The organism is Mesorhizobium sp. B2-5-7 (assembly GCF_006440875.1).
GTDB lineage: Bacteria > Pseudomonadota > Alphaproteobacteria > Rhizobiales > Rhizobiaceae > Mesorhizobium > Mesorhizobium australicum.
In genome coordinates, this window is sequence record NZ_VFUO01000001.1 from 1275288 (window position 1) to 1298580 (window position 23293).

The window sequence follows — 23293 nt, forward strand, 5'->3', positions numbered from 1 at the left end:
AGACACCTCGTGGCGGACAAGCTCAGGATCGTCCACTGCTTTCGCTCACCCGTGGGAGGAATTTTCCGGCACGTGCGCGACCTGGCGGAAGCGCAGGTCGCCGCCGGCCACATGGTCGGCATCGTCTGCGACTCGACCACCGGCGGTGAATTCGAGGAGCATCTTTTCGGGCAGATGAAGGACATGCTGGCGCTCGGCGTTCATCGTACGCCAATGCAGCGTCACGTCGGCCCGGGCGACCTCGCCTCGGCCCGGCGCACCTACAGGATCATCAAGGAATTGCGGCCGGACGTGCTGCACGGACATGGCGCCAAGGGTGGCGCCTATGCCCGTCTGTTCGGCTCATTGTTGCGGGTATCAAGGTCTCGCGTAGCCCGCCTCTATTCGCCGCATGGCGGCTCTCTCCACTATGACGAGAACACAGCCACCGGAAAGCTGTTCTTCGCGCTCGAGTATCTCATGGCGCGCTTCACCGATTGCCTGCTGTTCGTCTCCGACTACGAGCGGCGGACCTACCGCAGGAAGGTGGGTGAACCGCCGATCCCGAACACGCTGGTCTACAATGGACTTCGCACCACCGAATTCGAGCCGGTAGCCGCCAGGGCCGATGCGGCTGATTTGCTCTATATTGGCATGATGCGGGACCTCAAGGGCCCGGATATCTTCATCGATGCCCTGGCCGCCGCCGCTCCCCGGCTCGGTCGCGCACCGAGTGCGGTGATGGTCGGCGACGGCGACGACCTGCCCCGCTACCACGCGCAGGTGAAACGCCTCGGGCTTGAAGACAATGTCCGTTTCCTGCCGCCAATGCCGGCCCGGGAGGCCTTTGTGCTGGGGGCGCTCGTCGTCGTTCCTTCGCGCGCGGAAGCCATGCCCTATACCGTGCTGGAGGCACTTGCCGCGGCAAGACCTGTTATCGCGACCTCGGTCGGCGGCATACCGGAGATTTTCGGTTCAAGCTCCCCCGCCCTGATTCGCCCGGATCCGGCCGAGCTCGCCGACAAAATGAGCCAGGCGCTGGGCGACCTTGCCACCTATCGCCGATTGATGCCTGACGAATCCACGCTCAGGGCGCGCTTCGGCGCCGACGTCATGGCCGCCGAAATCGAGAAGGCCTACTTCGCCGCGCTCGAAAGTTAGCTCGGGCCCTTCCAAAGCCACAGGTTGTTTCAAGGGTTTCTTAGCTCTCTTTTGCTAATCACCCTGGGAAGCTTGCGGACTGTTCCATGAACGAGATCGACCCCGCGCACCGCTTTTCATCAGAATCGGTGCGTCACTTCGACGGGCCTGCCGATGGCGACAAGCCCGGCGGCATGAACGACGTTGCCCGGCAGGTCGCGTCGCAATACCGGCGCGATACGATGTCGCCGATCATGGTCAGCGGCGTGCTGCGCATGGTCGAATTCGCGGTGCTGTTCGTCTCGGGGCTCTGCGTCTATTTCTACTATGTCGGATTCTTCAATTATCTCGCCTGGCAATATCCGCTGACGATCGCCGCCGCATCGTTCCTCGCCGTGGTGCTGCTCGATGTCACCGATTGCTACCAGGTGGTGTCCCTGATGCGGCCGCTCGCCAATTTTGGGCGCATCCTGCTGGTCTGGGCCGGCACCTTCGCGCTGATGGCGCTGACGGCATTCGCCATGAAGATGTCGCAAGACTATTCGCGCCTGCTGTTCGGCACCTGGTTCGTCGTCGCCTTCATCTGCCTCTACGGTCTCAGGCTGGTGATGTCGAGGCTGATCCGGCGCTGGGCGCGCGATGGCAGCATGGAACGGCGCGCCGTCATCGTCGGCGGCGGCAAGGCGGCGGAAGTGCTCATCCGCTCGGTGGAAAAGCAGCCTTACAACGACATCCGCATCTGCGGCATCTTCGACGATCGCAACGACAAGCGTTCGCCATCCCTCGTCGCCGGTTATCCCAAGCTCGGCACGATTTCGGAACTGATCGAATTCGCCCGCATTGCCCGCATCGACATGCTGATCGTGTCGTTGCCGCTGACCGCCGAATCGCGCGTGCTGCAATTGCTGAAGAAACTGTGGGTGCTGCCGGTCGACATCCGGCTGTCGGCGCATTCCAACGCGCTGCAATTCCGTCCGCGCGCCTACTCCTACATCGGTTCAGTACCGATGCTCGACATCTTCGACAAGCCGATCAACGATTGGGATTCGGTCGCCAAGCGCGCCTTCGACATCATCTTCAGCCTCATCGGCATCGTCGTGTTCTCGCCTGTGATGCTGGCCGCCGCGATCGCCATCAAGCTCGACAGCAAGGGACCGGTGCTGTTCAAGCAGAAGCGGCATGGCTTCAACAACGAGATCATCGAGGTCTACAAGTTCCGCTCCATGTACACCGACCGGTCGGATCCGACCGCCAAGCAGACGGTGACCAAGAACGATCCGCGCGTCACCCGTGTCGGCCGCTTCATCCGCAAGACCTCTATCGACGAACTGCCGCAGTTCTTCAACTCGCTGCTGGGCTCGCTGTCGCTCATCGGTCCGCGTCCGCACGCCATTGCCGCGCAGTCGCACAACCTGCTCTACAACGAGGTGGTCGACGGCTATTTCGCGCGCCACAAGGTCAAGCCCGGGGTCACCGGCTGGGCGCAGATCAATGGCTGGCGCGGCGAGATGGACACCAATGAAAAGATCCGCATGCGGACGGAATACGACCTCTACTACATCGAGAACTGGTCGCTGCTTTTCGACCTGCGGATCCTGTTCCTGACGCCGGTCCGGCTCTTGAACACGGAAAACGCCTATTGAGCGCGATCAGCCATGATCTGCCGCGTGCGGCGGTCAACGCCAAGCTGATCACGCTGATCTCCTCGAGCGCGGTCGTGCTCGGCATTCTTCTGTCCGGCTTCGTCATCAGCGAGCCGGCGCCTTACGAAATCTACATGGCCGCGCTGATCGCCATCTGGGCGCTGTTCGGCCTGAGGATATCGCGCGCGGCCATGCCGCTTCTGGTGCTGCTGGTGACGATGAACATCGGCGGCATGATTTCCATGACGCAGATGGCGGATCTCGCCAACACCCCGCTTTATCTTGCCGTGTCGGTGTTTCTCGCTTTCAGCGCGGTGTTTTTCGCATCGGTTACGGCCACGCAGCCGAACCTCTACCGGCTGATCTTCAATGCCTATGTCGTTTCAGCGGTGGCGACGTCGCTGCTTGGCATAGCGGGCTATTTCCACGCCTTCCCCGGTGCCGAAATTTTCACCAAATACGACCGCGCCGCCGGCGCCTTCCAGGACCCGAATGTGTTCGGGCCGTTCCTGGTGCTGCCCGGCATCTATCTGCTTTATTTGCTGCTGACGGGCCCAGTCACGCGCATGCCGCTGCTGGCTGTGCCGCTGCTGATCATCAGCGCCGGCATTTTCTTCTCCTTCTCGCGTGGTGCCTGGGGCATGTTCGCGGTCTCGGCCATCCTGCTCACCGGCTGCCTGTTCCTGCAGAGCGCCAGCGGCATGTTCCGGCTCCGGGTGGTGATCATGACGATCGCCGCGCTGTCGCTGCTGGCCATCGCCATCATCGTCATCTTGCAACTGCCCGGTGTGTCGGAGATGTTCTCCAGCCGCGCGCATCTGGAACAGAGCTACGACACCGCACGCCTGGGCCGCTTCGCCCGCTACACGCTCGGTTTCCAGATGGCGATGGAGCACCCATTCGGCATCGGGCCGCTGGTCTTCGGCACGATCTTCGGCGAGGACACACACGACATCTGGCTGAAGATGCTGATGGACTATGGCTGGCTCGGCTTCGTCTCGTTCCTGACGCTGGTCGTCTGGACGATCTCAGCCGGATTTCGCATCCTGCTGCGTGACCGGCCGTGGCAGCCTTACCTCCTGTGCGCCTACGTCGCCTTCATCGGCAATGTCGGGCTCGGCACCTTCATCGACATCGACCACTGGCGCCATATGTATCTGCTGCTCGGCTTAATCTGGGGCGCCATAGCGCTCGAATACCGCCATCAGCGGCTATTGCGGCCGGTATTGCCGGGTCCACCGGCCATCACATCGGCACCGGTACGATTAACGCCGAATTTCGGTTGACCCGAGCCGGGTTATCACGATACATCGCGACCGGTCCGGAGTGTAGCGCAGCCCGGTAGCGCACTTGACTGGGGGTCAAGGGGTCGTCGGTTCGAATCCGGCCACTCCGACCATTTCGAAGCAGGACTTGTCCCCAAAAGTCCGCCCTGCCGCATCACCCAATTTTCGAATCGCGTGTTCCTTTACCCGCCGGCTCTGGATTGGATCCGGCGCTACGCTTGGCACACATCGACCCACTCGGCATCGGTAAGATCGGCCATGCGCTGTGGTACAATCCGGACAGCGGCATTGGTGGCGCCGGCGGCGGGGACGACTTCGTCGAATTGGCGCAGCGAGACGTCGCAATAAACCGGCAGCGGCGACGGCAGGCCGAACGGGCAGACGCCGCCGACCGGATGGCTCGTGGCAGCGACAACCTCTTGCGCGTCCAGCATGCGCGGCTTGCCGCCGAACTGGTCCTTAAACTTGCGGTTGTCGAGCCTGGCGATGCCGCTGGTCACGACCAGCATGGTGCGCTCGCCGACGCGAAGACAGATCGTCTTGGCGATCTGCGCCGGCAACACACCATGCGCCTCCGCCGCCAGCGCCACCGTCGCCGAACTTGATTGCGTGACGACGACCTCGATATCAGGCGCGCGAGCCGCGAAGAAGGCACCGACGGAATCCAGACTCATGTCGAAAAACTCACGGTTCAGACCCGCTGCACGGCCGATGCGTTTGGCGCGGATGGATGCCGCGTATGGACACGTGCGATCTGCAAATCGGCAAGTTCTGCAAATCGGCAAGCCCGGCCTGCAGGCGAACGCCATGGCGTCCACAAGAAACCCGCCAAGCGACCTTGGCGGGTTTCTCGCGCATGCCCTGGCGCCGATTCTATGCCTGAGGCCGGCCTTGTGCGGCCAGCGTCGGTACGGCGGAAGCAATAGGAGCTTCCTGCGGCAGACGAAGCGCGGACGCAATACGACGCAGCTTCGCCGGGTCGGCCGCCCGGCCGCTCTCGATATCCTCGATTTCTTCGACCGAGAGGCCGCAGGTCAGCGAAAGCGCTTCGAGGCTGTACCCGCGCGTTTCCCGCATTGCCCTGAGGGCGTTGTAGTCCGGTCCGATCTCGTTGGCTAATGGTTCGGAGGGGGCGTGGCTTTTTGCATTGTTGGGCATTGGCAACTCCGTTGGCTGAAAGCGTTTGATCAAAATGGGATGTTGCCTGAGACGAGCAGGAAGATGCCCTCTCGCCAGCGATTTGCCAAGCGCCAATCTGGCCGTCACGGCATCGTGACCCGGATGCCCATGGGGCTGCCACGCCCTGTCCCGATCAAGTTGTTTTGAACGCGCGAGCGGGTTTTGCCCGGCAGTTTCGCCCCACCCGTTCGTTATCTCGACGTCGCTGGCGTGAAACCATTCCTTCCGGCCAGCCTTTCCCAAAAGGATACTCCAATGACCCTCAAGACACCTCTCCTCGTGCTCGGCACCATTTCCATGCTTTCCGGCATCGGTGTGGCCAGCGCGCACGCGGCGGACACATTGCGCGTGCGCGGCACGGTGGTCAGTTTCGAGCCGTCGCTGCTGACCGTGAAAACCCGTCAAGGCGACACGGCCGCGATCAAGCTGAAAGACGGCTGGAAGCTTTCAGGCGTCGCCAACGCATCGGTAAAAGACATTAAGCAGGGCGATTTCGTCGGCATCGCCTCCGTCTCCAAGGCTGACGGCGGCAGCGGCGCGCTGGAAGTGGTGGTCTTTCCAGCGGCCTTGAAAGGCACTGGAGAGGGTGATCGCTCTTGGGACCTGGAGCCGAACAGCCGCATGACCAACGGCACCGTCGCGGACGTCACCGACATAAACGGGCGTGCCGTGACGCTGACCTATGACAATGGGCAGACGAAGAATATCTCGATCCCCGACGGAACGCCTGTCGTGACTTTCGCGCCGGCCGCCCCGACCGATCTCGAACCAAGTGCGACGGTCTTCGTTACCGCTCAGCGCGAGGCGGACGGCACGCTGAGTTCCAGCCGCGTCGTGGTCGGAAACAATGGTGTGATCCCGCCCATGTAAGCCAAAGCAGCCGGCTTCGGCCCTGGCGATCATGGGGCAGGAAGCCGGTTCCTGGGAAACAGTTCAGAAACAAGATTCTACAATCGGGAAATACTGACGAAAAAATTCAGGAGCGTAATTCCGTTCGCGGCGGTCGGGATATCGGCCCGATCGATACCTGCTTGCGAAAAAGGAAACGATCCAATGAAGAAATCCCTCCTCTCGGCCCTCGGGCTTGCAGCTGCAATCGCTTTCGCGGTGCCGGTGGTCGGCACGACAAGCGCGGACGCGGCCTCAATGGCAAAGCATCATCACCATCGTCACCACCATCATCACCGTCACCATCATCGCCACCACCATCATCACATGAAGAAGATGGGCAACAAGGCCTAAGCACCCCAACGAGAAGACCAGCCCTGGCTTCTTGTCCAAGGCTGGTTTTCTCCTGGTCACAATGCCAGGCCGGGACTACTGGACAAACCCGGCGATCGCCGCGGAATCGAGCGGCTGTGGCGGATCGATCGATCCGCCTTTCTGCACCGGCAGCACAGCGGTGCCGTGCGCCTCTACGCCGACGCGCTTCGGCCAGATTCCGGAGCGGTATCGCAAACCGCTGACGTCAATGGGAATAGCGGCCGCGCCGGAGGGCGAGCCGCCATTTTCTCTCTGGAAATTCTTGGGTAGCAGTCAGCGCCGGCTGAACAGCAGGCTGGCGACCAGACCGAGTACGACAAGGCCGACCGCTGCGGCCGCCGCCGGATGTTCGCGTGCCGATTTCTCGATCACCCTGCCCTTTTTGCGGATTGCCGGCATGGCATCGCGCAGACGCTCCGCAAGATCCGAATACGTATCAAGAGCAGCATCACGGCCGTCTTCATAGTAAGCGCCACCCCGCTTCGACACTGCCTTGCGCAACGCGGCGAGTTCCCTCGAGAGAGCCGCGACCTGCTTTTCGAGGTCGATGTCCGAAAGGGTCGAAAATGATGCCATCATGCGTTTCCTTGTCTTGCAGAAGGAAACCTAACGCCTCACCCCAAAGCGAGTTCCAGTTTCGAGGCTTTAAAGCGCTTCGCGGCGGTCAGCGCACCTGGTCGAGCAGGCGCTTGCATTCCAGGAGGTCAAACAGCGCTTCCTGCAGCAGCGCGCGGTTGTCACGCGAGAGCTTCGACGCGTCCGGCGCAACCGGACCTTCCTCGTCGCCCTTGCCCAGGCCGAAAAAGCGGCGGCTGGGCTTGACCCTTGGCTGGCCAACCAGTTCGTCATCTCCGCCGCGCGGTTGGGCTGCCGGCGTCAGCGGCACCTGATCGGCCTGCTTGCGCTGCGAGATCGCCTCGACGGCGGCCATGTCGCCATTGCCGATGGCGACCAGGAAATGATTGCCGTTTTCCCGCAGCAGCTTTTGCACGCCCTTGATGGTGTAGCCCTGGTCATAGAGCATATGGCGGATGCCCTTGATCAGTTCGACATCCTGCGGCCGGTAGTAGCGGCGGCCGCCGCCACGCTTCATCGGCTTGATCTGGTTGAAGCGCGTCTCCCAGAAACGCAGCACATGCTGTGGCAGGTCGAGATCTTCAGCGACCTCGCTGATGGTGCGGAAGGCGTCAGGGCTCTTGTCCATGGGCGAAATCCTCACGCTGGCGTGTAGCCCGGAACGGTGCTCCGACGAGATCCCGCTCAACAATGAGAAGAGCTTGTTCCGCAGGTGCGGAATCGATCACAAGCCAGAACACCCATCCGGCCATGCTGCCGAATCGGGCCTTATTTCAGCGGTTTGTGAAGCAATATTCAAGTCCGCCGTTGTCGCGGAGCCGGTTTTCAACCGTGCAATGGACGCTATTTGCCGGCCTTGGCCTTGCTGTTCTGGTGGGAACGCAGGATGCGGTTCTTCAGGACGTTGGACGATTTGAAGGTCATCACCCGGCGCGGCAGGATCGGTACTTCCTCCCCGGTCTTGGGATTGCGCCCGATCCGCTCATTCTTGGAGCGGACATGAAATGTCGCGAAGGACGACAGCTTCACCGTCTCGCCGCGCACGATCGCTTCGCAGATTTCATCCAGCACCGCCTCGACGAGTTCGGCGGATTCAGTGCGCGACAGACCGACCTTTCGGTAGACGGCCTCGGCAAGGTCGGCGCGCGTAAGTGTCTTTCCCCCCATGCGACCGTCCCATCAGCTCAAACATAAAATCGGCACAACAACGGCAGAGCCTAAGTAATTGATCCGGCAAGGTCAAGGACCGAAACCGGACCGTTCTGCACTTACCAGCGAACCAGAACGGCGCCCCAGGTGAAGCCGCCGCCCATCGCCTCCAGGAGCACCAGATCTCCCTTCTTGATGCGGCCGTCGGCGACGGCCACCGACAGCGCCAGCGGTACGGAAGCAGCCGAGGTGTTACCGTGCAAATCGACGGTCACCACCACTTTTTGCTCTGCTATCCCAAGCTTTTTTGCCGAAGCGTCAATAATCCGTTTATTGGCCTGATGGGGCACGAACCAGTCGAGATCGTCGGCGGTAATACCGGCGGTCGAGAAGGTCGCCTCGATGACATCGGTGATCATGCCGACCGCGTGCTTGAAGACCTCGCGGCCCTCCATGCGCAGATGACCGACCGTGCCCGTCGTCGACGGTCCGCCGTCGACGAAAAGCTTTTCCTTGTGCGAGCCGTCGGAACGCAGGCTGGCCGCCAGGACGCCGCGATCGGCGATCGTGCCGGCCCCCTCACCGGCTTCCAGAACGACCGCACCGGCGCCATCGCCGAACAGCACGCAGGTCGAGCGATCGCTCCAGTCGAGGATGCGTGAGAAGGTCTCCGAGCCTATCACCAGCACGCGCTTTGCCAGACCACCGCGGATGTAGAGATCGGCTGTCGTCACCGCATAGACGAAACCCGAGCATACCGCCTGCATGTCGAAGGCAAAACCGTGCTGCATGCCGAGCCGGTTCTGGATCTCGACCGCGGTAGCCGGGAACGTGTTGTTGGGGGTCGAGGTCGCCAGCACGACCAGATCGATGTCGCCCGGGGTCAATCCCGCATCGGCAAGGGCGGCACGCGCCGCGGCCTCGCCCAGCGAAGCCGTCGTCTCGTCATCAGCCGCGATATGGCGCTGGCGGATGCCGGTGCGCTGAGCGATCCACTCGTCGGAGGTCTCGACCATACCTTCAAAATCGGCATTCTTCATGATGCGGCGGGGCAGCGCGGCGCCCGTGCCGCGCACAACTGATCTGATCAAAATTCTTTCCTATTCCCTTGCGTCGGTAACGACGTCGGATTTCCTTGATGTCAGGGCATGCGGGTTGCGCGCATGAAACAGGTCGAGGTCGGCCTCGATGCGATCAAGCAGATTGTTGCGCACCATGTCATAGCCGAGTTCGATCGCCGCGGCGAAACCGTCCGAGTCGGCACCGCCATGGCTTTTGACGACGATGCCGTTCAGCCCCAGGAAGACGCCGCCATTGGAGCGGCCGACATCCATCTTTTCGCGCAGGCGGTCGAAGGCGCCCTTGGCGAAGACATAGCCGATCTTGGCCATCAGGGTGCGGCTCATCGCGGCGCGCAGATAGCCAGCTATCTGGCGCGCGGTGCCTTCCGCCGTCTTGAGAGCAATATTGCCGGCAAAGCCTTCCGTCACCACGACGTCGACCGTGCCCTTGCCGATATCGTCGCCTTCGACAAAGCCATGGTAGTTCATCGAGGCCATATTGGCTTCGCGCAACATGCGTCCCGCCTCCTTGACCTCTTCCTGGCCCTTGATCTCCTCCACGCCGACATTGAGCAGGCCAACCGTGGGTCGGGCGATGCCGAACACGGAACGCGCCATGCCGGTGCCGAGAATGGCAAAATCAATGAGCTGGTGCGCGTCGGCGCCGATGGTGGCGCCGACGTCCAGAACCACGCTTTCGCCGCGCAATGTCGGCCATAATGCCGCGATCGCCGGGCGGTCGATGGTCGCCATGGTGCGCAGGCAGAATTTAGACATCGCCATCAGCGCACCGGTATTGCCGGCGGAGATGCATGCATCCGCAGCGCCCGACTTCACCGCCTCGACCGCCTTCCACATCGACGATTTCCAGCGGCCATGGCGCAGCGCCTGGCTCGGCTTGTCATCCATCCTGACCGCGATCTCGCAGTGGAAGAACTCGGTGACCTCGGCCAATTTGGGGAATTTGGCGAGTTCCGGGCGCACCAGTTCCTCACGTCCGTAGATGACGAAGCGGATGTCGGGACGGCGGGTCGCGACCGTCATGAGCGCCGGAATGACCACGGCTGGTCCGTGATCGCCGCCCATGGCATCGATGGAAATCCTGATCACGCGGTATTCATCTCACGGTTAGGCGGCAAGTCGTTTTAGTGATCGCAAAGGTTCGGCGAAAATAGCGGTTTTAGGCTGTCGCACAACCGACTTTTCCGTCGCGAGCGAGGTTTTCAGGATTTTCGCAGCAAGGATCGCAGTTTTTGCTGAAATTCATTCTCGGCCGGTCCGGTGTCGTCATCGGTGCCAATCGAGGCGCCGGGCTTGCGCGGATACGGATCGATGGCCAAGCCGAAGAACTGTTCGGCAAGTGCCCCGACATCGATGGTGTCGCCCGAAAATGTCTCGGGACTGTCGGGGCCGTCGGCATCGAGCAGGATTTCGCCGCCACCTTCGAATCCCTGCCGTCCGAGTTTGGAGTCCTCGGGCAAGAGCAGCGCCTCGAACGGCTCTTCAACATGCGCTTCGATGGGGTCGAGCGTGACGATGCAGGCCTGGGTAATGTCCGCCTCGACACGGCCGCTGACCTTAACGCCGTTGCGCTTCCATGACGTAACCAGCAGTTCGGCGCGATAGGCTTCGACCGACAGCAGCCCATGGGCCTCGGCAAGTGCCGCGCGCTGCGCGGCATCGGCCTCGATCACAACCGGCAGCCCTTTGTGCGGCAGACGCGCGACATTGGCGAAAAAGGATACCGGACTTTGCATATCCACATTTTTCATCGATCAGCCTCCGTTGGCTACGGGAAACGCCACAGTGCCGGCAACGATCGATTCGGTCGGCTGCGCACTCAGTTGCCGGCTGGCGTCGGCGACATACCCGGCCAAACGTGACGCTTCCGGCCAGCCGCCGGCGTCGGGACGGACATTGCGGGCAAGTGCCGCGGTCAGACCGTCATGGTCGTTTCGTTCCAGCGCATCATCATAGGCGGCGGTGCGGCCATAGAACATCTTTGCCAGCTTCTTCATGCGTTTTGGCACACCCACGTCACCAATGCCCAGTTCCCGCAGCGAATGATCGACGTCGAGAAAGAATTCGTCGATCAGCACCTGCGCGATCTCTTGCGCCACGCCGTCCTCTCCGCGCAAGCGGTGCTGGACCAGGAACATGTGCAGCGAAAGCATCTCGAAACGGCCAAGCGGCGTGTCCGGCACATTCCAGTGGGAATAAAAAACAGTCTGCCGCGCCGCCGCCACGATTTGTGCGTAAAGCGCGTCAGTGATGGCGCGGTTGGCGTGGCGTTCGCGGCCAAAAAGGCGCTGGAACATGGGGATGGTCTCCGGGGACCGTTTGTTGAATTGGCCTTGTTGCATCGGCAAGCAAGCTGGTTTACCGGTTTTGCGGCCCAGCGCAAGTTGCGGCGATATAATGGAGAATTGTTGTTGCGCGCGCTGAATTTCAAGTCGGGTTTCAATTCCAGGGCTGCCGGCGCGATCTCGCTGCTGGCTATCGTAGCGGCGCTGTCGGCATGCCACACCAACAAGATGATCGGCGACCTCAGTCCGAGCGAGACGTTCACGCAAGGCTATGTCCTCGATCAGCAGGCGATCGATTCCGTGCCGGTCGGTTCCAGCCGCGAGCAGGTGCTCCTTGCACTCGGCACGCCGTCGACCACGGCGACTTTCGACAATGAGGCATTTTACTATATTTCGCAGACGCGCAAGCGCTACGTCGCGTTCGACAAGCCGAGGCTGGTCGACCAGAAAGTGCTGGCGGTCTATTTCGGCCCGGACAGCCGCGTCACCCAGATCGCCAATTACGGCTTGAAGGACGGCAAGATCTTCGACTTCATTTCGCGCACCACGCCAACCGGCGGCAAGGACCAGAACTTCCTCAGCCAGATCATCAACGGCGCCAGCAAGCTGGCGCCCGGCATTCCCGGCGGCGGCACCCCCTGATCCCTAGAATCCTGCTTCCCTGACTTTGGGGAACAGAAATGTCTCAGGCGACCAAAAACCCGTGGGAGCGATCCCACGGGTTTTTGTTAACGGGGCCCGGCTTGCCAGTGATGGGGCAAACCCATATCAAACCGTCAGGCTGGGGGATTTGGACATGAGCAGTGACGACCATGCGATGCCGGTTGGCTGGATGGCGACCGGGACACCCGACCGGCAGACGGTGACATCAGACTGGCTTGCCATCGATCCGCCGTCGATCGATGGCGTCACAATCAAGGAAATCAGGCCGGTCGCTACATCCAACGGCTATCTGACCGAGGTCTTTCGGGATGAGTGGGGACTTGATCCATCGCCTGTCGGCCAGGTGTTTCAACGCACGATGTATCCAGGCGCGGTAACCGGCTGGCATGCGCACAGGGTGACGCTGGATCGGCTCTTCTGCTGTGCCGGCAGCGTCCGCATATCGCTCTATGACGGCCGGAAGGCTTCGCCCAGTTTCGGCACGGTGTGGCACAAGATACTCGGCGCGTTGCGGCCGGCGATCGTCATAATCCCGCCAGGCGTGTGGCACGGCGTGACGGCGCTCGGGCCGGAGATCGCCCTGCTGCTCAATCTCGTCGACAAGGCCTATGCCTACGACGCGCCCGACCATTGGCGCCTGCCACCGGACACCGAACAAATCCCCTACAAGCTGGTGTAGCGTGGAAGGATCGCGCTTGTTCGATGCAACAGGGCAGCGCGTGCCGCTCGTCTCGGTGGTGATCGCCACCCACAATCGTCCCGCAGCCTTGCGACAGACGCTGTTCAGCGTCTTGCGCCAGACGCTGCAGGATTTTGAAATTCTGGTGATCGGCGACGACTGTCGCCCTGAGACACCGGCGATCATCGCCGAATTCGCCGATCCGCGCATCTTCTATATCGACCTGCCCGTCAATTTCGGCGAGCAATCCGGCCCCAATAATATCGGTTTTGCCAGGGCGCGCGGCCGGCTTGTCGCCGTGCTCAATCACGACGACCTCTGGTTTCCGGATCATCTGGCGGCAACCACGGGATGGATCGATGCGACCGGCGCGGATGTCGTCATCGCTCGTGGCGCCATCATCGAACCGGTGCGGACGAGAGACGATGCTCTCAAGACCTCGATTTACGGAATGGGCAAAGACGGTTTTTACGATCCCGTCGTCACGGCCGGATACGGATCGGCACAGGTGGTCAGGCGGGCGTCGCTGGACTGGCTCGGCCCCTGGCGGCCTGCCAGCGAATGCTCTTGCGAAAGTTCGCAGGACTGGCTCTTCCGGGCCTGGCGAAAGGGAGCCGTGATCGCGACCATGCCGCACCTGACGGTGCTGAGTATCTTCTCCGGCCAGCGCAGCGGCAGTTATCTCGAAGACACGGCAATGGAGCAGGAGGAACTCATCGACCGCATGCGCATACCTGACGACCTGCGTATCAAGGTTCTTGCCGCAGCGGCGGTGCCGTCTCGCCTGAAGAAATCCAGTTATCTGAAACGAAGGGTTTGGGCTGCATGCGGCATTCATCCGAGATCCGTCGAGTTTCGCCGCAAATACCAACGCGGTGCTTTTGTCTCCATGCTTCGAAAGGTACGCGGCCTGCCGCCCATGCCTGAACGGGAGCCGACCGTGGATGATCTGTTGGCTATGTACCGCAGAGGCAGCAAGCGGGAAGAAACCGGAGAATAGCGGCTGTCGCGCACGCGGCGCCCAGATGCCGGACCAAGCGACCAGTCAGCTGACATGAAAAAACCCGCGGGGATCGCTCCCCGCGGGTTTTTTCAACCGCTCCCGCTCAGCCGTGCGCGAGCACGGCCAGCAACAGGAGCGCCACGATGTTGGTGATCTTGATCGCCGGGTTGACCGCCGGGCCGGCGGTGTCCTTGTAGGGATCACCGACGGTGTCGCCGGTCACCGAAGCCTTGTGTGCCTCGGAGCCCTTGAGGTGCTTGACGCCGTCCTTGTCGGTGAACCCGTCCTCGAACGACTTCTTGGCGTTGTCCCAGGCGCCGCCGCCCGAGGTCATCGAGATGGCGACGAACAGGCCATTGACGATGACGCCGAGCAGCGAGGCGCCGAGCGCGGCGAAGGCGGACGCCTTCGAGCCCGAGATCAGCAGCACGCCGAAATAGACGACGAGCGGCGCCAGCACAGGCAGCAGCGACGGGATGATCATCTCCCGGATCGCCGCCTTGGTCAGGAGATCGACCGCACGCGCATAGTTCGGCTTGGACGTGCCGGCCATGATGCCCGGATCCTCGCGGAACTGCTTGCGCACCTCCTCGACGATGGCGCCCGCCGCGCGGCCGACCGCCGTCATGGCGATGCCGCCGAACAGATAGGGGATCAGGCCACCGAAGATCAGGCCGGCGACGACGTAAGGGTTGGAGAGATCGAAGGAGATTTCGCCCATGCCCTGGAAGTAGGGATATTTGTCGCCATTGGCGGCAAAGAACTTCAGGTCGTTCGAGTAGGCCGCGAAAAGCACCAGCGCGCCGAGGCCGGCCGAACCGATGGCGTAGCCCTTGGTTACCGCCTTGGTGGTGTTGCCGACCGCGTCGAGCGCGTCGGTGGAGTGGCGCACTTCCTTGGGAAGGCCCGCCATTTCGGCAATGCCGCCGGCATTGTCGGTGACCGGGCCGAAGGCGTCGAGCGCCACGATCATGCCGGCGAGGCCGAGCATGGTGGTGACGGCGATCGCCGTGCCGAACAAGCCGCCGAGCTGGTAGGTGGCGATGATGCCGCCGACGATGACGATTGCCGGAAGTGCCGTCGATTCCAGCGAGACCGCGAGGCCCTGGATGACGTTGGTGCCGTGGCCGGTCACCGACGCCTGGGCGATGGAGTTGACCGGGCGCTTGTTGGTGCCGGTGTAGTACTCGGTGATCACCACGATCAACCCGGTCACCACGAGGCCGATCAGGCCGCAGATAAACAGGTTCTTGCCGGTGATCGTCATGCCGGCGACGGTGCCGACATCGCCCCAGCCGAGCGTGGCCGAGGTGGCGACGCCGAGGCCGACGATCGACAGCAGGCCGGTCACGATCAGGCCCTTGTAGAGCGCGCCCATGATCGAGCCGTTGGAGCCGAGCTTGACGAAGAAGGTGCCGACGATCGAGGTCAGGATGCAGGCGCCGCAGATGGCGAGCGGATACAGCATCGCCGCACCGAGGACAGCGGTGCCGCCGAAGAAAATGGCGGCGAGAACCATGGTGGCGACAACCGTCACCGCATAGGTTTCGAACAGGTCGGCGGCCATGCCGGCGCAATCGCCGACATTGTCGCCGACATTGTCGGCGATGGTGGCCGGGTTGCGCGGATCATCCTCCGGAATACCGGCTTCGACCTTGCCGACCAGATCGCCGCCGACATCGGCACCCTTGGTGAAGATGCCGCCGCCGAGACGGGCGAAGATCGAGATCAGCGAGGCGCCGAAGCCGAGCGAGACCAACGAATCGATGACGATACGATCGTTTGGCTGAAGACCCATGAAATGGGTCAGGACGAGATAATAGATGGAAACGCCCAGCAGAGCGAGGCCGGCCACCAGCATGCCGGTGATGGCGCCCGACTTGAAAGCGATGTCGAGGCCGGCGGCGAGGCTGTTGGAAGCCGCTTGCGCGGTGCGTACATTGGCCCGCACCGAAACATGCATGCCGATAAAGCCGGCGGCACCCGACAGAACGGCACCGATCAGGAAGCCGATGGCGGCGGTGATTGACAGCAGCCACCAGGCGAGCACGAGCACGACCACGCCGACGATGGCGATGGTGGTGTATTGGCGCGCCAGATAGGCCTGGGCGCCTTCGCGGATGGCGGCGGAGATTTCCTGCATGCGTGCATTGCCCTGATCGGCCGCGAGGACCGAACGTGTCGCCCAGATGGCGTATAGGATTGAAAGCAGGCCGCAGGCGATGACGGCGGAAATAATGGTCATTGCCGAATTTTCCTCGATTGTTGGCCCAAAAGAACCCCTCCCTGGGCCGTTGAGACAAAGACCGGATTCCGCGCGCGGAATCCGCCTCTTCGCATCGGTGTATGCGAAACAGGGCCGCGAACGTCAAGATATTGTTCGGTTTTTGCCCGGCTTTCGCCCAAAAGACAAAAACCGCGACGGCGGAGCCGAAAGAGCCTTCGATTTAGATCGATTGAAATCGCGCTAGGGAACCATCCAGGGCAAGACCTCCGGTCTCCCCAAGGATTATTCCGCTTCGCGGCCCATCCGGCGCGCCGTATAGCGCTCTACAGCCGACAGTCCGTCATAGATCAGCACGGCAAGGGCGGCCACGATCAGGCCGCCCTGCAGGATGAAGGCGAGATTGTTTGATAGCAGGCCGGCGATGATCACCTCGCCGAGTGTCTTGGCGGCCACCGTCGAGCCGATGGTGGCCGTGGCCAGGCTGATCACCACGGAGAGCCTTATGCCGCCAAGGATGATCGGTGCACTGAGCGGCAACTCGACCTTGGTGAGCCTTTGCCAGCCGGTCATGCCGGCGCCACGCGCCGCCTCGACGACGTTAGCCGGCAGCGTCGTCAACCCGGTCAGTGCGTTCTCGAAGATCGGCAGCAGTCCATAGAGAAACAGCGCGATCAGCGTCGGCTTCTCGCCGAAGCCGACTGCCGGCACGGCGAGCGCCAGCACCGCCACGGGCGGAAAGGTCTGGCCGATGTTGACCAGGCTGCGCGACAACGGCAGAAATTCGGCGCCAGCCGGCCGGGTGACGAGGATGGCGAGCGCCACCGCGACGATGGTGGCGGCGACGGTCGCGATCAACACGGTGCGCAGATGCAGCAGCGTCAGCGTCAGCAGGCTGCCCTGATTGTAGATTACGGGAGCGTTGTTTTCGGTCAGCGGCTTCAGCAACGGCTCGAACCACCCCGGACTGGTGATGAAGGCAACAAGCAACACCACCAGCGCAAGCCTGAGCAGCAGCGGCAGCCAGGCCTTCATGCCGGCCTCGCCGCGCGCTTGACCAGTCCGTCGACGGTGACGCGGCCGATCGGCTGGCCGTCGGCACCCTTCACCGGCAGCGCCGGCCTGCCGGACCAGAGAAGTTCCGCGAGCGCGTCACGCTGGCTGGCGTCACCGGGGATCGCCTCGCCTTCGGCACCGCCCTGCTCCACCGCATCGCGTACCCGCCCCAGCGACAGCAGCCTGAATGGTTTTTCGCTGGCTCCGACCAGGGTTTCGACAAAGCTGCTGGCCGGGTTCGCCAGGATCTCCGCCGGCCTTGCATATTGCACGAGCTTGCCGGCATCCATCACCGCGATCTTGTCCCCCATGTGCACGGCCTCCTCCATGTCATGAGTGACGAGGATGATGGTGGTGCCGAAGCGCTTCTGGATTGCCAGCAGATCTTCTTGCGCCTTGGTACGGATGATCGGGTCGAGTGCGCCGAACGGCTCGTCCATCAACAGCACGTTGGGTTCGGCGGCGAGCGCGCGGGCAACGCCGACGCGCTGCTGCTGGCCGCCGGACAGTTCATGCGGGTAGCGCGGCCCAAATTCCTGGGGGTCGAGTTGGTAGAGCGTCATCAGCTCGTCGACGCGGGACTTGATGCGTGCGTTGTCCCAGCCAAGCAGCACCGGCACGGTAGCGATGTTCTGCGCCACCGTGCGATGCGGAAACAGGCCGTGGCCCTGGATGGCGTAGCCGATGCTGCGGCGCAGTTCGTACCCCGGCACCGATCGATTGTCGGCACCATCGAGCTTGATGACGCCGGCGGTTGGTTCGACCAGCCGGTTGATCATGCGCAGCAGAGTCGTCTTGCCGGAGCCCGAGGTGCCGACAATGACACAGACCGTGCGCGGCTCGACGGCCATCGAGACGTCGTCGACGACAGTGGTCGCGTCATAGCGCTTGGTGATGCCTTCGATTTCGATCATGCCGTTTCAACCCTGCGCTTGGTGGCGGTCATTTCGATCACGGCGTCGAGGATGATGGCGGCGGCAAAGGCGAGTGCCACGGTCGGCACTGCGCCAAGCAGCACCAGGTCCATCGCCGTCTGGCCGACCCCCTGGAAGACGAACACGCCGAAACCGCCGCCGCCGATCAGCGCGGCGATGGTGGCAAGGCCTATATTCTGCACCAGCACAATGCGGATGCCGGTGAGGATCACCGGAAAGGCCAGCGGAAACTCCACACCGAACAGGCGCTGGCGGTCCGTCATGCCCATGCCCCGCGCCGCGTCATTGGCGGCACGCGGCACGCCGGCAAGGCCGACCACGGTGTTGGCCACCACCGGCAGCAGCGAATAGAGGAACAGGGCGACGAAGGCGGGCGCCGTGCCGATGCCCCTGATACCGAGCGCGGCGGCCCCCGGAACGTGGGCCGCGACCCAGCCAAGCGGCGCGATCAGCAGCCCGAACAGCGCGATCGAGGGAATGGTCTGGATGATGTTCAAGACGTTGAGGACGCCGGCCCGCAGGCTCTCGACACGGTGGCACAGGATGCCGAGCGGCAGGCCGACGATCACGGCGGCAAGCAACGAGCCGAGAGCAAGGGTCACATGCTTGGAGCCTTCGGCCCAAAAGCTGTCGGCGCGGTTGGAGTATTCCTTAAGGATCGAGAGGCTGTCCCAGCGTCCCGAAATCAGCAGCAAGCCGATGGCCAGCGCCGCAACGACAAGCACGCCGACGCGCGCCGAGGGCGACAGGTTGAGCCGGGTCAGCACGTCGGCGAGCAACAGCGTGAAGGCGAAGATGAGAATCCAGAAGCCGGATGCCGGCGAGACCCGGGCAAAGGTATTGCCGGCTGGAGTGAGGAATGTGCCGGCGACGCCGATGAGCAGCGCCAGCGCGACAAGCGTCACGACGCTCGCTGCAAGGCGCAAGACGAGCGGCGTTTTGAGGAGTGCGATGATTGCCGCCACGACAACGATTGCGAGCAGCAACGGCCCTATCGCCTGCGGCAGCGCCTCGACGATAGAGCGTACCTGGCCGGGAACGATGCGGTTGGCGCGGAAGGTGGCGAACGGCGCGAGAAACGCGGCGTAAGCAGCGAGTGCAGCGATGACCACGCCGAGCTTATCGAAACGCGGGGGCATAAGGCGCCTCGCCCTGACGTCGCTATCGACGCGTCGCTATTTCAAAAACCCGTTCTTCTTCAAAAAGTCCTCGGCGACGCCCTTGACCGGCTCGCCGCCGACCTGCACGCGGCCGTTCAGCTCCTGCAGCGTGACGAGATCGAGCTTGGCGAAGACCGGCTTCAGCAGCGTTTCGATCTCGGGATGCTCCTTCAGCACCGCCTCGCGGATGATCGGCGCCGGCTGATAGACCGGCTGCACGCCTTTGTCGTCAGTCAGCACCACGAGGCCCGATGGCGCGATGCCCCCGTCGGTGCCGTAGACCATGGCAGCATTGGCGCCGCTGGTCTGGTTGGCGGCGGCCGCGATGGTTGCCGCCGTATCGCCACCAGAGAGGGTGATCAGCTGGTCCGGCTTCAACGTGAAGCCGTAGGTAGTCTGGAAGGCCGGAAGGGCTGCCGCCGAATTGACGAACTCGGCGGAGGCCGCCAGGACCACCTTGCCGCCGCCAGCGACATATTTGCCGAAGTCCGACAGCGTGACGAGCTTGTTCTCGTCCGTCACTTCCTTGCGCAGGGCGATCGCCCAGGTGTTGTTGGCCGGCGCCGGTGACAGCCAGACGATCTTGTTGGCGTCGTAGTCAAGCTTCTTGGCCGTCTCATAGGCCTTGGCGGCATCCTTCCACACGGGATCATCGGCCTTCTCGAAGAAGAAGGCGGCGTTGCCGGTGTATTCGGGATAGATGTCGATCTCACCGGCGGTGATCGCCTTGCGCACCACGGGCGTGCCGCCGAGCTGGATGCGGTCCGTGGTCTTGATGTTGTTGGCGTTGAGGACGAGCTGGATAATGTTGCCGAGCACGCCACCCTCGGTGTCAATCTTCGAGGAGACGACGACCTGAGCGCTCGCGGAAGCCGCCGTGATGGCGAGCGCCATCGCCGCGCTGGCCAGAACCTTGACTGAAAACATTGTGAAACCCCTTGCTGTGAACCGGAATGCGGTGGCCGCATATGAGCATGGCTTCAACGGCCAGTCGGGGCACACGGTTTCATAAGAAGGGGGACCAGCGCAATATTTTTGTTCCGGACGCGCCGATTTGGGCCTGGCGGCAACAGCGGGCTGGCGATTGGCCGCTATCGGGTGAATAATGCCACGAGGGTGGCGGCAAACACGGAGAGCGTGTCATGGCCATACACAAGGTCGGTTATCTCATCGGCAGCCTTGCCCAGGCATCCATCAACCGCAAGCTCGCGAAGGCGCTTGTTCAACTTGCCCCTCCCGAGCTCGAAATGACGGAAATCGGCTTCAAGGATCTGCCTCTCTACAGTTACGACTACGACGCCAATTTCCCGCCGGCCGCCCAGGCTTTCAAAAAGGCGATCGCCTCCGTCCAGGCCGTGCTGTTCGTCACCCCGGAGTATAATCGCTCGATCCCCGGCGGACTGAAGAACGCGATCGACTGGGCCAGCCGCCCCTACGGCAAGAATTCATTCGCGCGCAAACCGTCGGCCGTCATCGGAACATCGCCGGGCGCGATCGCGACCGCTGTCGCCCAACAAAGCCTCCGCAGCGTGCTGAGTTTCTGCAACTCACCGCAGATGAATGCGCCCGAAGCCTATATCCAGTTCACGCCGGGACTGATCACGGATGACGGCGAGGTGACGGTTGAATCCACTGAGGATTTCCTGCGCAATTACATGGCTGAGTTCCATATGTTCATAGCGCGGGTGCTTCAGGTTCTGCCGCCGGACGCATAGCTTTCGAATTCGCGTCAAGCCGGCCGCAAGCTTGTGATCTTCAGCGCGCCGAGTGCCACGAAGCAAAGTGCGGCGACGGGAAAGATCATCCAGTTGAGCATCGTCCAGCCCCAGGCGTTGTAGACCATGCCCGACATCAGCGACGCACAGGCGACGGAGCCGAACAGGACGAAGTCGTGGAAGCCCTGCACCTTGCCCTTTTCGGAAGGGTGGTAGCTGGCCGCCACCATGGCGGTAGCGCCGATGAAGCTGAAATTCCAGCCGAGGCCGAGCAGGATCAGCGCCGTCCAGAACTGCCACAGCGCCAGGCCCGACAAGGCAACGACGGCACAGCCGATCAGCAACAGCAGGCCGATGGCGACGATGCGCTCGGCGCCGAAGCGATGGATCAGCGAGCCGGTGAAGAAGCTTGGCCCGAACATCGCCATGACGTGCCAGGAGATGCCCAGCGTCGCATCGTCCTCCGACAGACCGCAGCCCACCATGGCGAGCGGCGCGCCGGTCATGACGAAACTCATCAGCGCGTAGCTGCCGACGGCGCAGAAGAGCGCCGCGACGAAACGCGGCTTGGTGACGATTTCGGAAAGGGGTCGGGCATCGCCGTCGGCAACGTCCACCTTGCTCGCGGTCCTTGACGGCAAACGAAGGAACGACAGGATGACGGCGCCGACAGCCGCCAGCGGCAGGATCGAGGCGAAGGAACCGGCAAACATGACTGGTGCGAATAATTCGCGCGTGAAGATGACGATCTGCGGCCCGAGGATGGCGGTGATGATGCCACCGGCGAGCACGAAGGAGATGGCGCGGGCCTTGAACGCCGGCGGCGCGTTGTCGGCCGCGGCAAAACGGAACTGCTGGACGAAGGCGCCGCCGACACCGATGACGAGCAGCGCGAACGCGAACAGCCAGAAGCTGCCGTGGAATAAAGCCAGGGTGGCGACCAGCCCGCCGAGCGCGGTGACCACGGTTCCGGTCATGAAACCGCCACGCTGCCCCAGCCAGCGGATAATGGCGGCCGCGGGCAAGGCGCCTAGCGCCACACCGAGATTGAAGCCGGTGATCGGCGCGGTCGCCAGGGATTTGTCGGCGCCGAGCAGATATTGCCCGGCCAGCGCGCCCATGGAAATGGCGATGGGAGCCGCCGAGCCGATGATCGCCTGCGAGGCGGCGAGGATCAGCGCGGTGCGCCGCGCCTCCTTGCCCGCCTCGACGGCGATGGCGGTCACGAAGCGTCCTTGCCGCGTCCCTCGCCACGCACCCGGCGTGACACGCGGTCGAGCACGGCATTGACCAGCTTCGGCTCGTCTTCCTCGTAGAAGGCCTTGGCGATGTCGACATATTCGGTGACGATGACCGCGACAGGAACGTCCTCGCGCTTCATCAGTTCGTAGACGCCCGCGCGCAGAATGGCACGGAGCGTCGAATCGAGGCGCGACAGCGGCCAGTCGTCGGTCAGGGCCTGGCGGATGATCGGATCGATGGTCTTCTGGTTCTCGACGACCCCGGTCAGGATGGCACGAAACCACTGCGCGTCCGCCTCGCGATAGAGCGCGCCGTCGACTTCCTTGCCGAGACGGAACGCCTCGTACTCGGCGGTGATCTCGAACACGCCGCTGCCGGCGACATCCATCTGATAGAGCGCCTGCACGGCGGCCAGACGGGCAGCGCCGCGCTTGTTGGCGTGGCGCACCGCGGGCTGTCCGGGCGAAGCGGGTTCGCTCACGATTGCGCTCCCAGTTGTTCCTTCAACGCGATCATGGTCAGCGCCGCGCGCGCGGCAAAGCCGCCCTTGTCGCCTTCGGAGCGCTTGGCCCGCGTCCACGCCTGCACATCGTTCTCGGTGGTCAGGATACCGTTGCCGATGCAGACCGAGTCCTGCACGGACAGGTCCATGAGCGCACGGCTGGATTCATTGGCGACGATGTCGAAATGATAGGTATCGCCACGGATAATGGTGCCGAGTGCGACAAAGCCGTCATAGCCCGTCCCGCCTTCGGCCATGCCGTCGAGCGCGAAGGTGATCACCGCGGGAATTTCAAGCGAACCGGGAACGGTGACGACGTCGTAAGTCGCGCCCGCTTCGTCGAGCGCGCTTGTCGCGCCATCGAGCAGTGCGTCGGCAAGGTCGTCGTGAAAGCGCGCCTCGATGACGAGGAGGTGAGCCTTCTTCTTGGGACGAATGAACGCCTTGCCGTGTTGGGATGTGCCAGCCATAGATGTCTCCGGAGTCGCCGGTGACTTAGGCCGAAGCCGGTTTGATCGCAAGCGGAAGATTG

General features: G+C 62.8%; 27 protein-coding genes and 1 tRNA gene. 10 read left to right on the forward strand and 18 right to left on the reverse strand.

The window, feature by feature from the left end:
- Nucleotides 1–9: 9 nt before the first annotated feature.
- The 4 genes from FJ543_RS06420 (at nt 10) to FJ543_RS06435 (ending at nt 4161) form a co-directional block, all read left to right on the forward strand.
- Entirely contained in the window at nt 10–1140 is a 1131-nt protein-coding gene (locus FJ543_RS06420; protein ID WP_140874267.1) for a glycosyltransferase, read from the forward strand.
- Nucleotides 1141–1226: 86 nt separating this feature from the next.
- Nucleotides 1227–2762 (forward strand): undecaprenyl-phosphate glucose phosphotransferase, encoded by a 1536-nt coding sequence (locus tag FJ543_RS06425; RefSeq protein ID WP_140874269.1) that lies wholly within the window; start codon nt 1227–1229, stop codon nt 2760–2762.
- Nucleotides 2759–4048, forward strand: a complete 1290-nt coding sequence (locus tag FJ543_RS06430) for an O-antigen ligase family protein (protein WP_140874271.1) — start codon at nt 2759–2761, stop codon at nt 4046–4048. The genes FJ543_RS06425 and FJ543_RS06430 overlap by 4 nt, the downstream gene beginning before the upstream one ends.
- A 36-nt stretch (nt 4049–4084) precedes the next feature.
- Nucleotides 4085–4161: transfer RNA gene (locus FJ543_RS06435), tRNA-Pro, on the forward strand.
- 99 nt (nt 4162–4260) lie between these two features.
- Here the strand turns inward: FJ543_RS06435 and FJ543_RS06440 are convergent.
- A complete protein-coding gene (locus FJ543_RS06440) occupies nt 4261–4722 on the reverse strand; it encodes a YbaK/EbsC family protein (protein WP_015318223.1) in 462 nt (153 codons plus the stop codon).
- A 199-nt stretch (nt 4723–4921) separates the two neighbouring features.
- Complete coding sequence (locus tag FJ543_RS06445) at nt 4922–5206, reverse strand: helix-turn-helix transcriptional regulator (RefSeq protein ID WP_015318224.1); 285 nt, start codon at nt 5204–5206, stop codon at nt 4922–4924.
- A gap of 276 nt (nt 5207–5482) precedes the next feature.
- Between FJ543_RS06445 and FJ543_RS06450 the strand changes: the two genes are divergently transcribed.
- Nucleotides 5483–6097, forward strand: coding sequence for a hypothetical protein (locus FJ543_RS06450; protein ID WP_140874491.1), 615 nt, complete (start codon nt 5483–5485; stop codon nt 6095–6097).
- A 273-nt stretch (nt 6098–6370) separates the two neighbouring features.
- Here FJ543_RS06450 and FJ543_RS31410 read toward each other — a convergent pair whose 3' ends face one another.
- From FJ543_RS31410 to FJ543_RS06485, 8 genes are all read right to left on the reverse strand, one after another.
- Entirely contained in the window at nt 6371–6508 is a 138-nt protein-coding gene (locus FJ543_RS31410; RefSeq protein WP_181173918.1) for a hypothetical protein, read from the reverse strand.
- A 255-nt stretch (nt 6509–6763) separates the two neighbouring features.
- Nucleotides 6764–7066 carry a hypothetical protein gene (locus FJ543_RS06455; protein ID WP_140874273.1) on the reverse strand — a complete coding sequence of 101 codons (303 nt, stop codon included), beginning with the start codon at nt 7064–7066 and terminating at the stop codon, nt 6764–6766.
- Nucleotides 7067–7154: 88 nt separating this feature from the next.
- Complete coding sequence (locus FJ543_RS06460; protein WP_015318228.1) at nt 7155–7694, reverse strand: MerR family transcriptional regulator; 540 nt, start codon at nt 7692–7694, stop codon at nt 7155–7157.
- 215 nt (nt 7695–7909) lie between these two features.
- Nucleotides 7910–8233 carry an integration host factor subunit alpha gene (locus FJ543_RS06465; protein ID WP_140874275.1) on the reverse strand — a complete coding sequence of 108 codons (324 nt, stop codon included), beginning with the start codon at nt 8231–8233 and terminating at the stop codon, nt 7910–7912.
- A 101-nt stretch (nt 8234–8334) separates the two neighbouring features.
- On the reverse strand, nt 8335–9306 hold the full coding sequence (locus FJ543_RS06470; protein WP_140617046.1) for a beta-ketoacyl-ACP synthase III: 972 nt from the start codon (nt 9304–9306) through the stop codon (nt 8335–8337).
- A 9-nt stretch (nt 9307–9315) separates the two neighbouring features.
- Nucleotides 9316–10386 (reverse strand): phosphate acyltransferase PlsX, encoded by a 1071-nt coding sequence (gene plsX / locus FJ543_RS06475; protein WP_140874277.1) that lies wholly within the window; start codon nt 10384–10386, stop codon nt 9316–9318.
- A gap of 113 nt (nt 10387–10499) precedes the next feature.
- Nucleotides 10500–11048 carry a DUF177 domain-containing protein gene (locus tag FJ543_RS06480; RefSeq protein ID WP_140874279.1) on the reverse strand — a complete coding sequence of 183 codons (549 nt, stop codon included), beginning with the start codon at nt 11046–11048 and terminating at the stop codon, nt 10500–10502.
- 3 nt (nt 11049–11051) lie between these two features.
- A complete protein-coding gene (locus tag FJ543_RS06485; protein ID WP_015318232.1) occupies nt 11052–11594 on the reverse strand; it encodes a ubiquinol-cytochrome C chaperone family protein in 543 nt (180 codons plus the stop codon).
- 114 nt (nt 11595–11708) lie between these two features.
- On the opposite strand from FJ543_RS06485, the gene FJ543_RS06490 reads away from it, so the two are divergent.
- The 3 genes from FJ543_RS06490 (at nt 11709) to FJ543_RS06500 (ending at nt 13924) form a co-directional block, all read left to right on the forward strand.
- Nucleotides 11709–12224 (forward strand): outer membrane protein assembly factor BamE, encoded by a 516-nt coding sequence (locus tag FJ543_RS06490; protein WP_015318233.1) that lies wholly within the window; start codon nt 11709–11711, stop codon nt 12222–12224.
- Nucleotides 12225–12378: 154 nt separating this feature from the next.
- Nucleotides 12379–12924: a dTDP-4-dehydrorhamnose 3,5-epimerase family protein gene (locus tag FJ543_RS06495; protein ID WP_015318234.1), complete on the forward strand. Its 546-nt coding sequence runs from the start codon at nt 12379–12381 to the stop codon at nt 12922–12924.
- Between the two features lie 16 nt (nt 12925–12940).
- Entirely contained in the window at nt 12941–13924 is a 984-nt protein-coding gene (locus FJ543_RS06500) for a glycosyltransferase family 2 protein (RefSeq protein WP_140874281.1), read from the forward strand.
- Between the two features lie 106 nt (nt 13925–14030).
- Here FJ543_RS06500 and FJ543_RS06505 read toward each other — a convergent pair whose 3' ends face one another.
- A complete protein-coding gene (locus FJ543_RS06505) occupies nt 14031–16172 on the reverse strand; it encodes a sodium-translocating pyrophosphatase (protein ID WP_140874283.1) in 2142 nt (713 codons plus the stop codon).
- Between FJ543_RS06505 and FJ543_RS06510 the strand changes: the two genes are divergently transcribed.
- Nucleotides 16165–16398: a hypothetical protein gene (locus FJ543_RS06510; protein ID WP_140874285.1), complete on the forward strand. Its 234-nt coding sequence runs from the start codon at nt 16165–16167 to the stop codon at nt 16396–16398. The genes FJ543_RS06505 and FJ543_RS06510 overlap by 8 nt on opposite strands.
- A 38-nt stretch (nt 16399–16436) precedes the next feature.
- Here the strand turns inward: FJ543_RS06510 and FJ543_RS06515 are convergent, their stop codons facing one another.
- The 4 genes from FJ543_RS06515 to FJ543_RS06530 are packed head-to-tail and all read right to left on the reverse strand — an operon-like array spanning nt 16437 to nt 20196.
- A complete protein-coding gene (locus FJ543_RS06515; RefSeq protein ID WP_140874287.1) occupies nt 16437–17186 on the reverse strand; it encodes an ABC transporter permease in 750 nt (249 codons plus the stop codon).
- Entirely contained in the window at nt 17183–18121 is a 939-nt protein-coding gene (locus tag FJ543_RS06520) for an ABC transporter ATP-binding protein (RefSeq protein ID WP_140874289.1), read from the reverse strand. Before FJ543_RS06520 ends, FJ543_RS06515 begins: the two co-directional genes overlap by 4 nt.
- Entirely contained in the window at nt 18118–19281 is a 1164-nt protein-coding gene (locus FJ543_RS06525; RefSeq protein WP_140874291.1) for an ABC transporter permease, read from the reverse strand. Before FJ543_RS06525 ends, FJ543_RS06520 begins: the two co-directional genes overlap by 4 nt.
- 36 nt (nt 19282–19317) lie before the next feature.
- Nucleotides 19318–20196 carry an ABC transporter substrate-binding protein gene (locus tag FJ543_RS06530; RefSeq protein WP_280739579.1) on the reverse strand — a complete coding sequence of 293 codons (879 nt, stop codon included), beginning with the start codon at nt 20194–20196 and terminating at the stop codon, nt 19318–19320.
- A gap of 248 nt (nt 20197–20444) precedes the next feature.
- On the opposite strand from FJ543_RS06530, the gene FJ543_RS06535 reads away from it, so the two are divergent.
- Nucleotides 20445–21017, forward strand: a complete 573-nt coding sequence (locus FJ543_RS06535; RefSeq protein WP_023773263.1) for an NADPH-dependent FMN reductase — start codon at nt 20445–20447, stop codon at nt 21015–21017.
- Nucleotides 21018–21031: 14 nt separating this feature from the next.
- On the opposite strand, the gene FJ543_RS06540 is transcribed toward FJ543_RS06535, so the two are convergent.
- From FJ543_RS06540 to ribH, 3 genes are read right to left on the reverse strand one after another with little or no spacing between them, the layout of a single operon-like run.
- The gene (locus tag FJ543_RS06540) at nt 21032–22243 is read right to left on the reverse strand and encodes an MFS transporter (RefSeq protein ID WP_140874293.1); all 1212 of its coding nucleotides are present in this window, start codon (nt 22241–22243) and stop codon (nt 21032–21034) included.
- Nucleotides 22240–22740 carry a transcription antitermination factor NusB gene (gene nusB / locus FJ543_RS06545; protein WP_015318243.1) on the reverse strand — a complete coding sequence of 167 codons (501 nt, stop codon included), beginning with the start codon at nt 22738–22740 and terminating at the stop codon, nt 22240–22242. The genes FJ543_RS06540 and nusB overlap by 4 nt, the downstream gene beginning before the upstream one ends.
- A complete protein-coding gene (ribH, locus tag FJ543_RS06550) occupies nt 22737–23231 on the reverse strand; it encodes a 6,7-dimethyl-8-ribityllumazine synthase (RefSeq protein ID WP_140617055.1) in 495 nt (164 codons plus the stop codon). Before ribH ends, nusB begins: the two co-directional genes overlap by 4 nt.
- Between the last annotated feature and the right edge of the window lie 62 nt (nt 23232–23293).